Here is a 16,335-nt window from a genome sequence, read left to right on the forward strand (position 1 = left end):
AAGAACCAGATGATTTCTCCTGTGAATTTTAGATTTTCTAATGATGTATCTCCTTTGAAGGTTATATATTTGCAAATAAGGAAAGCATTTCCGTCCTATCGGGTTTCATACCAATCCTAGTGATATATAGGATTATCTAAATTTCATCTAACTCTTTTTTCATTTCTCTGATGATATTTTCTTTGCAAAAGTTTATTTTGTTAGCAAGTATTTCATTTTCATTCTTTTGTTGAAGTAAAATATGTTGTTTATTTCCGACAACATTTTTTGCTAAATCTTTCATCATTTTACTACTAGTTTCTAATTGAATGTCATATAATCTTTCCAGTTCTGAAAGAGCATTTAGAACTGATTCGCCAGCAACTAATCTAATACTATTTGTTTCGTTTTTTAATTTGATTTGACTTTCATGCATTTTCATCATTGCATTGTTTGCAGAAGTTGATAGTGCAGAAGTTGATTTTAAAATTTGATTAGTGTTTCCGTTTGCATTTAAATGATTTTGCATAAACTTATTAATAGCAGGTAACATTTCAGCTTGGGCAATTTTATTTCCTTCTGTTTGCATTTCATCAAGTAAATTAAAATATTTAAAATACATTGATCTCTTATCTTCATATCGAAAAGTTCTTTTTGTAATGTCTAAGGCATAATGAGAAGTTACTTTTTCTTTTTCTTCAGTTATTCTTTTGGTATCTTCAATTAGTGCCTTGTTTTTACCTTTCTCATTAAAATAAGATGTAAAATAGCCTATCACAAATCCTATTATTGTGCTTATTGTAATTGTTCCAATTTCAATCATAAATTTTATTTCTTAATAATTTTAAAAATAATAGTTACTGTTTCAGCCTAAGATCCTCTTTAAAAGAAAAGTGTAACTCCACTAAAATATAATTTTAAATTAAGATTACTTGAAAAAAGTAAGATTTTATTTTGTAAAATAAAGATTAGTAATAAAACAAAAAAAAAAGACTTTTGAAATTTTAATTAATAAACGAAATCAAAAAATATATTTCCCCACTCAACACCCCAACAAATAAAATCAGATTCCGTATATTTGCACAACCAAACATTACAATCACTTATGAGTCAAAAAGTATTACTTAATTCGAAAGAAGTTACTATCATACTCCATCGTTTGGCTTGTCAGTTAATCGAAAAACATCTTGATTTCTCTGATACTATTTTAGTGGGAATTCAGCCAAGAGGCGTTTTTTTAGCTGAACGTTTAAAACAAATATTAGAAAACGAATACAAGGTTCCTGAAATTTCTTTAGGATACTTGGATATCACTTTTTTTAGAGATGATTTCCGTCGTACTGATAAACCGCTCGAAGCCAATAAAACCCAAATCAATTTTATAGTAGAAGACAAAAAAGTCATTTTTATCGATGACGTTTTGTTTACTGGAAGAAGCATTCGTTCTGCCTTAACGGCAATTCAATCTTTTGGAAGACCTTCAGAAATTGAATTATTGGTTTTAATTGACAGACGTTTCAGCCGTCATTTACCAATTCAACCTGATTATAGAGGCCGTCAGGTAGATGCTATTAATGGTGAAAAAGTAATTGTAAGCTGGAAAGAAAATGATGGTGAAGATGTTGTTCACCTAGTGACAAATTAGTTTAATCGGTTAACCGGTTAATTGTTTAATCGGAAGAAAAACGATTAAACGATTCAACAAATAAACGATTAAACAGTAAAAAACAATTAAACATAAAAGATGAAAGAATTAAGCGTAAATCATTTATTAGGAATTAAATATATCAATGAGAATGATATTAACCTGATTTTTGAAACGGCAGATCATTTTAAAGAAGTCATTAACCGACCAATTAAAAAAGTTCCTTCATTACGAGATATTACCATTGCCAATATTTTCTTCGAAAACAGTACCAGAACCAAACTCTCTTTCGAATTAGCGCAGAAACGTTTATCTGCTGATGTGATCAGTTTTTCTGCAGCTCAGTCATCGGTTAAAAAAGGAGAGACTTTGATTGATACTGTAAATAATATCCTTTCGATGAAAGTTGATATGGTTGTAATGCGCCACTCCAATCCCGGAGCGGCTTATTTTTTATCTAAAAATGTCAAAGCCAGTATCGTTAACGCCGGAGACGGAGCGCACGAACATCCAACTCAGGCTTTATTAGATAGTTATTCGATCAGAGAAAAACTGGGCGATGTAACTGGAAAAAAAGTAGTTATTGTAGGTGATATTCTGCATTCGAGAGTTGCCTTATCCAACATATATGCTTTGAAAATGCAAGGTGCAGAAGTTAAAGTTTGCGGGCCAAAAACATTGATTCCTAGATATATTGAATCACTTGGAGTTACAGTTGAACCGAATTTAAGAAAAGCGTTAGAATGGTGTGACGTTGCCAACATGCTTCGTGTACAAAACGAACGTATGGATGTGAATTTCTTTCCGTCAACGCGCGAGTACGCACAACAATACGGAGTTGATAAACCGCTTTTGGATTCTCTTGGAAAAGAAATCGTAATCATGCACCCGGGACCAATCAACAGAGGAGTAGAAATTACTTCTGAAGTGGCTGATTCTGATCATTCAGTGATTTTGAATCAGGTGGAGAATGGTGTTGCGATTAGAATGGCCGTTATTTATTTATTGGCTTCTAAGATTCAGCAATAATTTAGTTTTCAGTCGCAGTTTTCAGTTACAGTTTGTTGTTTTGAAAATAGCTATCACCCTGAGCGAAGTCGAAGGGCTTTAACGTAATGTGAACTTCTCCCGAAGTCTCGGGACGCTAAGCCTAACAATTCTGTGTGCTGAGACTACGAATCGTAACTGAAAACTGACACTGAGACTGAAAACTAACAAAAAAACTTCGTACATTAGCGTAATAAAATATAAGCCCCACTAATTATAAAATGAAAGTAGATCAAAAAGGACATACCGTTACAATTAAGGATACACAAGGAGATGTAAATTCTTTCTTGGAAAAAGTGACGCAACAAATTAAGACTTTTGAAAAACATAATATTATAATCGATCTTTCATCTGATACTGCTCTGACTGAAAATGATTTGAAGCTTTTTTTACCGCTTTCAAAACAACAGAAAAAAGCCAAAAAATCATTTGTAATTGTGGCTTCAGACCTTGATTTTAATTCTATTTCAGATAAGCTGCTTGTGGTTCCATCACTTTTGGAAGCACACGATATTATCGAAATGGAAGAAATCGAAAGAGACCTCGGGTTTTAAATTTTAGATTTCTGATTTTAGATTTTAGATTTTTGAATGCTGCATCTAAAATGTTTTTTCAATCTAAAATCTGCAATCTAAAATCTAAAATTAAAAATGAAACTAACGATACTTGGCTGTTACGCAGCTACTCCGAGAACAATAACCAATCCAACTGCACAGGTTTTAGAAATTAAAAATCGCTTGTTTTTGATTGATTGCGGTGAAGGAACTCAGGTTCAGCTCAGGAAAAACAAGATTAAATTCTCAAAAATTAATCACATTTTTATTTCCCATCTTCATGGGGATCATTTGTTTGGATTGATCGGAACTATTTCGACTTTTTCTCTTTTAGGAAGAACAACCGATTTGCATATTTATGGACCAAAAGGAATTAAAGAGCTTATTCTGCTTCAATTAAAACTGACGGAATCCTGGACAACTTACAATTTGTTTTTCCACGAATTAGAATCAAAAGAAAGCGAAGTTATTTTTGAAGATAATAAAGTTATAGTAAAAACAATTCCACTGAAACATCGTGTTTATACGAATGGTTATCTTTTTCGAGAAAAACCGGATGAAAGAAAACTGAATGTTGAAGTTGTTCAGAACTATGATATTCACGTTGCTTATTATCAGAAAATAAAAAACGGTGGAGATATTACATTGGATAACGGAACTGTAATTGAAAACGAAAAATTGACTTTTGATCCAGCACCAACAAAAAGTTATGCTTTTTGTTCGGACACTGTTTATCACGAAGCCATAATCCCGATTATTGAAAATGTAGATGTTTTGTATCATGAATCTACCTTTTTGGAATCAGAAGCGGCTTTGGCACAAAAAACATTGCATTCAACTGCAAAAGAGGCAGCAAGAATCGCTTTAAAAGCAAATGTAAAACAATTGGTTTTAGGTCATTATTCGACACGATATGATGGTTTGGAACGTTTTAAAGCAGAAGCAGAGGAGGTTTTCCCAAATGTGCTTTTGGCAGATGACGGGCTGAGTTTTGAATTATAATCTAAGATGCTAAGATACTAAGATACTAAGGTACTGAGTTGCTAAGGTACTGAGTTGCTAAGGTTCTAAGTTTTGTAGCATAAATATACTGATGTCACCCTGAGCGAAGTCGAAGGGCTTTTGCAGTGCGAGAGGGCTTCGACTTCGTTCAGCCTGACAAACCTGAAACCTTAAACCTGAAACAAAAAACAAAAACTATGAATGATTTAAGTAATTATAGAAGATCTTACGAAAAGAGCGAATTACTGGAAACCAATATTCCGGAAGATCCGATTAATCTTTTTAATCGCTGGTTTCATGAAGTGGAAGATTTTGGTGGAAGCGGGGAAGTGAATGCGATGACGGTTTCGACAATTGGATTGGATGGTTTCCCGAAATCGCGTGTGGTTTTATTGAAAAAATTCTCTGAAGAGGGATTTATATTTTATACCAATTATAATTCTGAAAAAGGAAAAGCGATTGAAGCGAACCCAAATGTTTGCTTATCTTTCTTTTGGCAGGAAATGGAGCGCCAGGTTATTATAAAAGGAATTGCGCAAAAAACTTCTGAAAACATTTCTGATAACTATTTTGATTCAAGACCTGATGGAAGCAAGCTGGGTGCTATAGTTTCAAATCAAAGCGAAGTTATTCCGTCGAGAAGTTTTTTGGAAGAAAACCTGAAAAAACTGGAAGCAGAATTTGAAGGAAAAGAGATTCCAAGACCTGAAAATTGGGGTGGTTATTTAATAACTCCCTTACAAGTAGAATTTTGGCAAGGAAGACCAAATAGACTTCACGACAGGATTCGTTATACAAGCCAATCTGATTTTTCGTGGAAGATTGAGCGATTATCGTCTTAATTGTAAGAAAATTATATGTTAAATTGAAATTTTAATGTATTTCATCGATTATTTTTGTAGTTTACCGACAATTTGAATACGTTTGACGTAAGAAAAGTGAAACAATATTATTCAAATATAAAAATTTAAAGGATTTGCCCCAACATTTACTTTAAGCATTAAACTACTGTATGATTATGAAGAAGATAATGCGCATCATGACGTTCATTGCAATACTTTTTGCAATGAACGCATGTTCTGCCGACACTGCCGAGGGAACCGAAAACAGTACTTCAACTGAAATTCTGATTACGAACTACACGTACAATGATTCAGAATTAGAAACCATGAAATTGATTAATAATTACCGTGTGAGTATTGGTTTAAATGCTTTAGAACCAATCAATCATATTTCAGCTAAATGTGAAGAACACAACAAGTATATGATCGAAAAAAATGTTGTTGATCATAATGATTTTGTAGCGCGTTCTGAAAATCTTGAAAAAGTACTTGGTGCAAAAAAAGTAGGAGAGAATGTTGCTTATAACTACAAAACTTCTGAAGCTGTTGTAAAAGCGTGGTTAGAAAGTCCGGGACATAAGGAAAATATTGAAGGTAATTTTACTCATTTTGGTATAGCGATAACTATCGATGCTAAAACAGGTAAAAAATATTATACTAACATTTTTGTTAGATTATAAGCTTAATTGAAAACTGGTTGGTTTTTAGTAATCGTTGCAGTTTTTTTTTAAGCTGTGACGATTTTTTTTTTTTTGAAAAAAAAGCTGCCCATTTCAGGCAGCTTTTTTTCTTCAAATTATGATAATCTAATTAACTAAAGTGCTGTAATTATAAATTCGCTTCGTCTGTTCATTTGATGCTCTTCTTCCGTACAAGGAACACCATCAGAACATTTGTTTACAAGTTGGGTTTCACCATATCCTTTTCCGGTTAATCGATCGGCTTTTATGCCGTTTTTGATCAACCATTGAATAGTAGATTTTGCTCTTCGGTCAGATAAACCTTCATTGTATTGATGTGATGCACGGCTATCAGTATGTGAACGAATATCCAATTTCATTGCTGGATAGTCGTTTAACACGGCCAGAATTTTTTCTAAATCCAATGCGGCTTCAGATCGAATGTTTGATTTGTCTAAATCGAAATAAATCATTTTGATACCAAAACATTTTCCTAAATCGTCACCAACAGTTACACGGCACATGCGTTTGGTTAAAGCAATTGGCAAGTCGGTTTTCCCACTTACCTTATCAATCGTTACACTAACCTCTTTGGTTTCATAATCTTGTTTTTCGGCACGTACATTATATGTTTTTTTACAATCAACAGGAAGTTTATACAATCCTGTATCGTCTGCAGTTGTAGTAGCTTTGATTACTTGATTTTCGTATAAAGTAACTTTTGCGCCTGGCAAAATTTCATTTGTAGCAATATCAGTTATAATACCACTCAACTCTTGAATACATTTCAGCCTTCGGGTTTCTAGGAATTTATAGATATCATCAGAGCCAAGTCCGCCGTCTTTATTAGAACTGAAATAACCCAATCTGCTGACAGGATCAATAAAATAGGCAAAATCATCTTTTGGCGAATTGATATCGGCACCTAAATTCTGAATATTGCTGATGGTTCCGTCGCTGTCAATATCGCCCACAAAAACATCTAATCCTCCCAGTCCGGGATGACCATCTGAAGCAAAGTATATTTCGTTGTCATCTGTTACAAACGGAAATGTTTCTTTTCCTTCCGTATTAATAGTTTTTCCTAAATTTTCCGGAGTTCCATAACTTCCATCTGCGTTGACACTCACTTTATATATATCCGACTGTCCGACAGTACCTGGCATATCTGAAGCAAAATAAAGTGTTTTTCCGTCTGGACTAAGTGCCGGATGCGCCGTGCTGTAATTGTCGCTTGTAAAAGGCAGTGGTGCTATATTTGTCCATTGTCCTTTGCTGTCAAGCGTGGCTTTGTATAATTTTACTAAAGTAACTTTATTAGCATCTTTACCTTTTTTTCCGTCTATAAAATTGTTTCTTGTGAAGTAAGCCGTTTTCCCATCTTTTGAAAACACTGGAGTTGCTTCATTGAATTTACTGTTTAAAGCATTTTTGAATTTGTTTACTTTAGTTGCTGTGTAAGTAGCTGGATCAACATCGGCATCATAAATATTGGTGAAATATTCGCCGGTCCATTTGTGTTTTCGCTGTGAAAAATTTCCAGTATCTCGGGCTGAAGCAAAGTATAATTTATTGTTGTAAACAAATGATCCGTAATCTGAATATTTGCTGTTTATTCCGGCATTTTCAATATTATATCGTCCAGAATTTGCTTTAATCTGTTCTAGATAATTTACATTTTCTTTATACAATTTTGCTCTGTTGTCGTTTGAGTTTTTGGTATCAAATTCATCCAGAATTTTATTTGCTTTTGCTGTATCTCCTATCGATTTTAGCGATTGAGCATATCTGTAATAATATTCAGGTTCTATGTTCGAATTCATTGCAAACAACTCACCATACCATTTCGCAGCTCCTTCAAAATCTGAATTGAAGTAATAAGAATTTCCAAGTTTCTTGAACATTTCTTCAGATTTATATCCTTTATTTGCTACTTTTTCATACGTCTTTATTGCATCAACGTAAGCGTAATTATTGTATTTTTTATCACCAGAATTTACTTTTGACTGCTGTGAATAACTGTCCAATGAAAAAACGCTTACAAATGTTAGGCAAAGGAAAATATAATTTTTCATAGTACTTATTTTTAGAAGAAACGAGGAGTTGTGATTTTACCATTTTTAGTAAAGAATTCATAACGCAGGAATATCTCGTGTGATCCTGAATTATAATTATTCAGGTTTGTGGTTTCATGGTCGTAACCGTAACCTAAATAAAGACCGTCAGTGATTTGGAACCCAACCATAGCACTTAATGAAGCACTCCATCTATAAGCGACACCGGCAACAAACTTGTCAAAGAACATAAAGTTCGCTGAAAGATCTACTTGAAGCGGCGCACCTTCAACCATTTTAGTAAGTACAGCTGGTTTGAATCTGATGTACTGATATTTATCAAGATCAAATACATAACCTGCCATTAAATAATAATTGATTTTGTCTTTGAAAATGGCAATATCATTATCATCGTAGCGATTTGTTTCAATAAAATTTGGGATAGAAAAACCAACGTAAGCTTTATCTGAATGCCAATAAACTCCGGCTCCTACATTTGGCGTAAATTTATTATCCAAATCCTGAAACTGTGGATCTCCTGAAACATCAGGATTCAGTTTGCTTACATCCAAATTGAATATATTGGCTGTTCCTTTGATACCAAATGAAAGTTTGAAATTTGCTGAGGTTTGTACTGTATAGGAAACGTCAACAGAAATATTGTTTTCATTTGTTGGACCAATTTTATCATTAACGAGCGACCCCCCAATACCTAAATTGCTATTGTTTATAGGAGTATTTACTGAGACACAGCTTGTTTCTGGAGCACCATCAAGACCAACCCATTGTGTGCGATATAATCCGAAAATGCTTAGAGCTCCACGAGAACCTGCATAGGCAGGATTTATGTTTATTGTGTTGTACATGTATTGCGTATATTGAGCATCTTGCTGCGCGTGACCTGCAATAGTTACAAACAGAATGACGAAGTAAAATAATTTTGTTCTCATAGTAGATATTTATTATTTCAATTTTACTATTGAATTATTAATCAAATCTTCTAAAAAAATCCACGATATTATTCTTTCAATTCCCGGATTTTTAATGTTTACTGCTGTATGAGGCTGATATAATATGTATATCAGCCTTTAGCAGTCTGGGTTATCTTGAAAGATAGAGGTATCCGTCTTTTTTGTTATATTGAATTACATTATTACCGTCTAAAGATTTGTAAGTCAGAATGTAGAAGTAGGTTCCTGTTGGCAATCCTTCAGATTTGTTAACAGTAGTTCTTCCTCGTGAAATTCCATCAAACGCATTCGTTGTATTATTATAGTCAGTGGTTTCAAAGACTAATATTCCCCAACGATTATAAATCTCGACTGTGTTTCCTGGATAGCAGGTCAATTCGTCAATACCATCAATTACAAATACATCATTTATACCATCTCCGTTTGGAGAGAAAGCATTATGTACCAATATGTTTTCACATGGTAATACTTTACAGTCATCATTGATTTCCATATTAAGTACTACACTGCGAGGGCAGTTCTGATCAGCAATTCTGTATTCAAATACGTAGTTGCCAATTGCTAATCCAAGTGCATTTAAGATACCGTCTCTCAATGCATTAGTGTTGTTGGTGTCAACCCAAGTTCCATTTATTGGTGTATCAGCAGGAAGAAGAGCAAGCAAGTCGATTAAAGTTGAGTCATCATTACAAGCTGAACTGCTTAGCGTTGTTACACCATTTGGAATAACTGTTATAGTAATGGTACCGGTATCACAATTATTTGGATTTAGTTTTTCACAAATTTGATAGGTGTATGTATAAGTTCCAGAAGCTGTCGCACTTCCTACGGTTAAATTACCTGCAGTATCTACAGTTATATTTGGATCAGATTTTACATCTGTGTTCTGCGGTACTAAACTGAAGTTTACCAATTGCAATGTCACCGGAAGACCATTTAATAAATCATTACTTAGTAAATTTCCAACTACTCCAAATCGGTTACAACCAATGTTAGTATAGCTGTCATCATTCGCCACAATTGGAGAAGAAGAAACAGTAACTGTTACAATTGCGGTATCACAGTTTCCAAAATCAGCATTTTCACAAATCTGATAAGTCAGAGTGTAAGTTCCTGCCGGCGTGTTTGGCGCCACAGTAATTGATCCGTCAGGATTTAATGTCAATACTCCGGTTGGATCTGGCGTTACTGTTGTCAAAGTAACATCACTCGGATTTACTGGTGAACCATTTAACGTATCATTTGTATAAACGTTGATTACATTTGTTCCTCCTGTTGTTCCGTTTATTGGTCCTGCAGTATCATCATTGGCAAGAATTGCAAATGTTGGTCTTGAGATACAGTAAGGATCAGCTGGTGGATAATTTACAATGATCGTTTCGCTTGGGTTAACAGAAATTGTAATGGTAGCCGTTGGACGAAGATTTTCAAATCCGTCTGGTGCCTGAATCCATTTATTATCTTGGAATACCCATCCTGGCCAATCGATACCGTTTCCATTTTGATCTACTACAGCACCCGGCCATAATACTCTGCCGCTAAGTGGTAAGTTGGTCATCGTAGTGACTACATTATTATTGCTGTCAGCCCATACGATAGTTACACCATTTATAGGAGTGAAGTTCACTGGTGTTACTACATAATCAATATAAGGAACATCGTTCACGCAAATAGGAGTCGCAGTAACGGTCATAACCGGAGCTTCAATTGTAATTGTTACAGTTGCTGTATCACAATTTGAAGTTTGGTCTGCCTCACAAATTTGGTATACCATTGTTAATGTTCCAGCCGGAGCATTTGGTAGAATATCTACAGAACCGTCAGGATTCAATTGTAAAAATTCGTTTGGTGTTACCGTTGTGATAATAACATCTGAAGCTGCTATAGGTTGCCCCTCAAGTGTATCATTTGTTAGTACATTCAATACATTAGGTGTTGTATGATTAACTCCTGGGAAAGGTCCGCCATTGTCGTCATTGGCAACAATATCCTGGTATTCTTTACAACTTACTCCAAAGTCAATATCTAAATGAACTAAATCTTCTGGAGTTACGTTTACAACATAACCATCAGCACTGGTTGTTGTACAAACGGTGTGCATTTGTGTTTTACCAGTTTTTGATGTTGCTTTTTTATCAGTATTTGTTGATGGCAATACTTTTACTAATCCGGTTGCTCCTAAAGCAGCTGCCACAGCATCTAAGTTCGCATCTCTGACAAGTTTAACTTTGTATTCTCCATAAGGATTTGCGATTTCTGGTCTGTTTCTCCAGAAACCTTGAATTCCAACAATTACTTCGTCATGATATCCATTTGGACCATCAACAATAATATTTGAACTCTTAGCATTTCCAAATCCGCCGGCATTTAATTCACCAGCATTTTGCGGACCTGTATAGCTTCCGTCTCCATTTAAGTCGATCCATTCCCAAAGGCTATAGTCAATAGCGCCGTCAGCATCTGGAATATTTTTAGTAACAACTCCGTCATTGTTAGCGTCATACCATTCATCCTGAATTCCGTTGCTGTTGGTGTCGTACCAAACATAATCTCCTAAAACTGGAAGATTTGATTTTCCATATAAGAAGTTATGAACCTGGAATTTACATTCTTCAAGGGTTGTAAAGAATAAACTTGAGTCGACAGGATATAATTCGTAAGCGCTATTCAAATTGGCATCTTGAACCTGTACCAAGTAACTTCCTGCAACCATGCCAGAGAATGAATATTCACCATTAGCATTAGTAATACGGATTAAAATTGGACCGGTAGTTGTACCTTGAGGAATCAATGTAACCGGAACATTCGCAATAGGAGTATTAGTGTCAACATTAATTACCTGACCAGATATTTTAACTTTATAATTTGGCTGTGTTATAGTAACGGTAGCAGTTGCTGTACAAACCTGACCTTCTCCGTTTACTGGAGCAGTTGCAGTAAGAGTATAAGTTCCTGCTGGCAAATTAGTATTTCCGACAACTTCATTATTAGCATTTGTAATTACAACAGTTGAGCCAGGACTGCTAGTTACAGCAATCGAACCATCAGTTCCGTCAAGACAGCTTACGTTTGTTGGAACTCCAGAAACCGATACTTTATTGTCAACAGTAAATGTCTGAACTAATTCTGTTTTGTTTCCTGTGCAATCTGTCAATGTATAAGTTCTGGTCAATATATAAGCATTTCCATCACAACCATTTCCTCCGTTGTTAGAATCGCTTACAGTAACGGTTACATTTCCGCCACAATTATCAGCTTCATCTGTGATGTCATCTGGACTTCCGGTCGGAATTTCAGCAGTGCTTTGTAAGCCTGCAACATTAGCAGGAGCAGTTCCTGTCGGTGCAGTTGTATCTCTAACTGTTATGATTTGAGTAAATGAAGCTGTGTTTCCAGAACAATCACTTGTTGTCCATTTACGTGTTAGCGTATATTCAGTTCCACATTCATTTTTAATATCGCTTTTAGTTTCAGACAATACAATTGGTAAATCACCGCCGCAATTATCAGAAGCCTGTACATTAGCTGGTTCCGGAACTGCATCACATGAAACTGTAATATCAGTTGGAAGATCGTCATTAAACGCCGGATTCGTAGTGTCTTGGATGGTAATTACTTGTGTGAAAGTTCCAGAAGTATTTCCGCAATCATCTTTCACAGTCCAGGTATTGGTATAAGTTCCTGCATTTGAACATCCTTCAGAAGCTACAAACTGACCGCTTACTTTTACGATGTTCGTAACATTGGTATCACAAAGATCTGAAGCTACAGGGAATAAGGCTTGCGCCGATGCTAAAGCTTCTTGATCACTGCATTCGATAGTTTTGTTTAAAGAAGCAGTTTGTGTCGTCCAAGTTGGCGCTGTTTTATCTTCGATGGTAATTACCTGAGTGAAAGTTTCAGAAGTATTTCCGCAATCATCTTTCACAGTCCAGGTATTGGTATAAGTTCCTGCATTTGAACATCCTTCAGAAGCGATAAACTGACCACTTACTTTTATAATGTTTGCAACATCAGTATCACACGCATCAGTCGCAGTTGGGAATAAGGCTTGCGCCGATGCTAAAGCTTCCTGATCACTGCATTCGATAGTTTTGTTTAAAGAAGCAGTTTGTGTCGTCCAAGTTGGTGCTGTAGTATCTTGAATTGTAATTATTTGAGTGAAAGTTTCAGAAGTGTTTCCACAATCATCTTTTACCGTCCAAGTATTGGTATAAGTTCCGGCATTTGAACATCCTTCAGAAGCGATAAACTGACCGCTTACTTTTACGATGTTCGTAACATTGGTATCACAAAGATCTGAAGCTACAGGGAATAAGGCTTGCGCCGATGCTAAAGCTTCTTGATCACTGCATTCGATAGTTTTGTTTAAAGAAGCAGTTTGTGTCGTCCAAGTTGGCGCTGTTTTATCTTCGATGGTAATTACCTGAGTGAAAGTTTCAGAAGTATTTCCGCAATCATCTTTCACAGTCCAGGTATTGGTATAAGTTCCTGCATTTGAACATCCTTCAGAAGCGATAAACTGACCACTTACTTTTATAATGTTTGCAACATCAGTATCACACGCATCAGTCGCAGTTGGGAATAAGGCTTGCGCCGATGCCAAAGCTTCCTGATTACTGCATTCTATAGTTTTGTTTAAAGAATCAGTTTGTGTTGTCCAAGTTGGTGCTGTAGTATCTTGAATTGTAATTACTTGAGTGAAAGTTTCAGAAGTATTTCCGCAATCATCTTTTACCGTCCAGGTATTGGTATAAGTCCCTGCATTTGAACATCCTTCGGAAGCTACAAACTGACCGCTTACTTTAGTTATGTTGGTAACATCAGCATCGCATAAGTCAGAAGCAGTTGGGAACATTGCTTGAGCATTTGCAAGTCCGGCTGTATCGTTGCATTGCAAAGTCACATTCAAAGCTTGTGAAGCAGTTGTCCACGTTGGAGCTGTTGTATCTTCGATCATGATTACCTGATAGAAACTGTCGGTGACGTTTCCACAATCATCTTTTGCAATCCAGCTGTTAGTATATGTTCCAGCATTGGCACAGCTTTCAGAAGCTACGAATTGACCGCTTGTTTTGGTATAAGTTACAATTGTGCAATTTGCAGTAGCTTGAGGAGCCTGAGCCTGAGCTGCGGTTAATCCTGCTGTGTCGCTACATTGTAAAGTTACATTCAATGTTCCAGGTACTGTAATCCATTTTGGAGATGCAGTATCTTGGATTGTGATCACTTGAGTGAATATAGTTGAGGTGTTGTTGCAAAGATCTTTCGCAACCCAAGTATTGGTATAAGTTCCCGTACTTCCACAGCTTCCTCTTTGCAATTCTCCGCTTGTTTTCACATAAGTTATGTTTCCATTACAGTTATCAGTTGCAACCGGATCTTGTGCTTGTGCAGTATTTAGTCCTTCTGTATCACTACATTGTAATGTCACGTTAAGAGCATCTGAGGCTGTTGTCCAAGTTGGAGCTGTAGTATCCTGTATTGTGATGGTCTGTGTGAACGTAGTCGAAGTATTGCTGCAGATATCCTTAGCAACCCAAGTATTGGTATAAGTTCCAGAATTTCCGCAACCTTGGGAAGCAACAAACTGACCGCTTACTTTTACAATATTAGAAACATCGGCATCGCATAGGTCGGAAGCTGTTGGAAACTGAGCCTGAGCATTAGCAAGACCTGCCGCATCACTGCATTCCAAAGTCATATCCAAAGCTGTTGGAGCAGTTGTCCACGTAGGAGCTGTTGTATCCTGAATGGTGATTACCTGCGTGAAAGTCTCAGATGTATTTCCGCAGTCATCTTTTACCGTCCAGGTATTGGTATAAGTTCCAGAATTTCCGCAACCTTGGGAAGCAACAAACTGTCCGCTTACTTTAGTGATGTTTGAAACATCGGCATCGCATAGGTCGGAAGCTGTTGGAAACTGAGCCTGAGCATTGGCAAGACCTGCCGCATCACTGCATTCCAAAGTAACATTCAAAGCTTCTGCAGCAGTTGTCCACGTAGGAGCAGTTGTATCCTGAATGGTGATTACCTGTGTGAAAGTCTCAGATGTATTTCCACAATCGTCTTTTACCGTCCAGGTGTTGGTATAAGTTCCAGAATTTCCGCATCCTTGGGAAGCAACAAACTGTCCGCTTACTTTAGTGATGTTTGAAACATCGGCATCGCATAGGTCGGAAGCTGTTGGAAACTGAGCCTGTGCATTGGCAAGACCTGCCGCATCGCTGCATTCCAAAGTAACATCCAAAGCTGTTGAAGCAGTTGTCCACGTAGGAGCCGTTGTATCCTGAATGTTGATTACCTGTGTGAAAGTCTCAGATGTATTTCCGCAGTCATCTTTTACCGTCCAGGTATTGGTATAAGTTCCAGAATTTCCGCAACCTTGGGAAGCAACAAACTGACCGCTTACTTTTACAATATTAGAAACATCGGCATCGCATAGGTCGGAAGCTGTTGGAAACTGAGCCTGAGCATTAGCAAGACCTGCCGCATCACTGCATTCCAAAGTCATATCCAAAGCTGTTGGAGCAGTTGTCCACGTAGGAGCTGTTGTATCCTGAATGGTGATTACCTGCGTGAAAGTCTCAGATGTATTTCCGCAGTCATCTTTTACCGTCCAGGTATTGGTATAAGTTCCAGAATTTCCGCAACCCTGGGAAGCAACAAACTGTCCGCTTACTTTAGTGATGTTTGAAACATCGGCATCGCATAGGTCGGAAGCTGTTGGAAACTGAGCCTGAGCATTGGCAAGACCTGCCGCATCACTGCATTCCAAAGTAACATTCAAAGCTTCTGCAGCAGTTGTCCACGTAGGAGCAGTTGTATCCTGAATGTTGATTACCTGTGTGAAAGTCTCAGATGTATTTCCACAATCGTCTTTTACCGTCCAGGTGTTGGTATAAGTTCCAGAATTTCCGCATCCTTGGGAAGCAACAAACTGTCCGCTTACTTTAGTGATGTTTGAAACATCGGCATCGCATAGGTCGGAAGCTGTTGGAAACTGAGCCTGAGCATTGGCAAGACCTGCCGCATCGCTGCATTCCAAAGTAACATTCAAAGCTTCTGCAGCAGTTGTCCACGTAGGAGCCGTTGTATCCTGAATGGTGATTACCTGCGTGAAAGTATCAGAAGTATTTCCACAATCATCTTTTACCGTCCAGGTATTGGTATAAATTCCAGAATTTCCGCAACCTTGGGAAGCAACAAACTGACCGCTTACTTTAGTGATGTTTGAAACATCGGCATCGCATAGGTCGGAAGCTGTTGGAAACTGAGCCTGTGCATTGGCAAGACCTGCCGCATCGCTGCATTCCAAAGTCACATTCAAAGCTTCTGCAGCTGTTGTCCAAGTAGGAGCAGTTGTATCCTGAATGGTGATTACCTGCGTGAAAGTATCAGAAGTATTGCCGCAGTCATCTTTTACCGTCCAGGTATTGGTATAAGTTCCAGAATTTCCGCAACCTTGGGAAGCAACAAACTGACCGCTTACTTTTACAATATTAGAAACATCGGCATCGCATAGGTCGGAAGCTGTTGGAAACTGAGCCTGTGCATTGGC

At 36.9% G+C, this 16,335-nt stretch carries 10 protein-coding genes; 6 read left to right on the top strand and 4 right to left on the bottom strand.

Going from position 1 to position 16,335, the window contains the following annotated elements; translation table 11 throughout:
* Nucleotides 1-136: 136 nt before the first annotated feature.
* The gene (locus tag ACWA1B_RS22020) at nt 137-802 is read right to left on the bottom strand and encodes a hypothetical protein (RefSeq protein WP_456910671.1); all 666 of its coding nucleotides are present in this window, start codon (nt 800-802) and stop codon (nt 137-139) included.
* Nucleotides 803-1,084: 282 nt separating this feature from the next.
* On the opposite strand from ACWA1B_RS22020, the gene pyrR reads away from it, so the two are divergent.
* The 6 genes from pyrR (at nt 1,085) to ACWA1B_RS22050 (ending at nt 5,749) form a co-directional block, all read left to right on the top strand.
* Nucleotides 1,085-1,624: a bifunctional pyr operon transcriptional regulator/uracil phosphoribosyltransferase PyrR gene (pyrR, locus tag ACWA1B_RS22025; protein WP_345146200.1), complete on the top strand. Its 540-nt coding sequence runs from the start codon at nt 1,085-1,087 to the stop codon at nt 1,622-1,624.
* A 99-nt stretch (nt 1,625-1,723) separates the two neighbouring features.
* Nucleotides 1,724-2,653, top strand: coding sequence for an aspartate carbamoyltransferase catalytic subunit (locus ACWA1B_RS22030; RefSeq protein ID WP_456910673.1), 930 nt, complete (start codon nt 1,724-1,726; stop codon nt 2,651-2,653).
* 239 nt (nt 2,654-2,892) lie between these two features.
* A complete protein-coding gene (locus ACWA1B_RS22035; RefSeq protein ID WP_456910675.1) occupies nt 2,893-3,225 on the top strand; it encodes a ribonuclease Z in 333 nt (110 codons plus the stop codon).
* 96 nt (nt 3,226-3,321) lie between these two features.
* Complete coding sequence (locus tag ACWA1B_RS22040) at nt 3,322-4,227, top strand: ribonuclease Z (protein WP_456910677.1); 906 nt, start codon at nt 3,322-3,324, stop codon at nt 4,225-4,227.
* Nucleotides 4,228-4,424: 197 nt separating this feature from the next.
* Complete coding sequence (gene pdxH, locus ACWA1B_RS22045) at nt 4,425-5,069, top strand: pyridoxamine 5'-phosphate oxidase (protein WP_456910679.1); 645 nt, start codon at nt 4,425-4,427, stop codon at nt 5,067-5,069.
* 176 nt (nt 5,070-5,245) lie between these two features.
* Nucleotides 5,246-5,749, top strand: a complete 504-nt coding sequence (locus ACWA1B_RS22050; RefSeq protein WP_456910681.1) for a CAP domain-containing protein — start codon at nt 5,246-5,248, stop codon at nt 5,747-5,749.
* A 134-nt stretch (nt 5,750-5,883) separates the two neighbouring features.
* Here the strand turns inward: ACWA1B_RS22050 and ACWA1B_RS22055 are convergent, their stop codons facing one another.
* From ACWA1B_RS22055 to ACWA1B_RS22065, 3 genes are all read right to left on the bottom strand, one after another.
* The gene (locus ACWA1B_RS22055) at nt 5,884-7,824 is read right to left on the bottom strand and encodes an OmpA family protein (RefSeq protein WP_456910683.1); all 1,941 of its coding nucleotides are present in this window, start codon (nt 7,822-7,824) and stop codon (nt 5,884-5,886) included.
* Between the two features lie 11 nt (nt 7,825-7,835).
* Nucleotides 7,836-8,753, bottom strand: a complete 918-nt coding sequence (locus ACWA1B_RS22060) for a PorP/SprF family type IX secretion system membrane protein (protein WP_456910685.1) — start codon at nt 8,751-8,753, stop codon at nt 7,836-7,838.
* Nucleotides 8,754-8,904: 151 nt separating this feature from the next.
* Nucleotides 8,905-16,335 (bottom strand): HYR-like domain-containing protein (locus tag ACWA1B_RS22065; protein ID WP_456910687.1); only part of this gene is annotated, 7,431 nt, incomplete at its 5' end.

Source organism: Flavobacterium xizangense, assembly GCF_054075145.1.

What these genes read in the sequence shown, in the direction of transcription:
- ACWA1B_RS22020 (WP_456910671.1), bottom strand. Translation starts at nt 802, where the DNA reads ATGATTGAAATTGGAACAATTACAATAAGCACAATAATAGGATTTGTG.
- pyrR (WP_345146200.1), top strand. Translation starts at nt 1,085, where the DNA reads ATGAGTCAAAAAGTATTACTTAATTCGAAAGAAGTTACTATCATACTC.
- ACWA1B_RS22030 (WP_456910673.1), top strand. Translation starts at nt 1,724, where the DNA reads ATGAAAGAATTAAGCGTAAATCATTTATTAGGAATTAAATATATCAAT.
- ACWA1B_RS22035 (WP_456910675.1), top strand. Translation starts at nt 2,893, where the DNA reads ATGAAAGTAGATCAAAAAGGACATACCGTTACAATTAAGGATACACAA.
- ACWA1B_RS22040 (WP_456910677.1), top strand. Translation starts at nt 3,322, where the DNA reads ATGAAACTAACGATACTTGGCTGTTACGCAGCTACTCCGAGAACAATA.
- pdxH (WP_456910679.1), top strand. Translation starts at nt 4,425, where the DNA reads ATGAATGATTTAAGTAATTATAGAAGATCTTACGAAAAGAGCGAATTA.
- ACWA1B_RS22050 (WP_456910681.1), top strand. Translation starts at nt 5,246, where the DNA reads ATGAAGAAGATAATGCGCATCATGACGTTCATTGCAATACTTTTTGCA.
- ACWA1B_RS22055 (WP_456910683.1), bottom strand. Translation starts at nt 7,824, where the DNA reads ATGAAAAATTATATTTTCCTTTGCCTAACATTTGTAAGCGTTTTTTCA.
- ACWA1B_RS22060 (WP_456910685.1), bottom strand. Translation starts at nt 8,753, where the DNA reads ATGAGAACAAAATTATTTTACTTCGTCATTCTGTTTGTAACTATTGCA.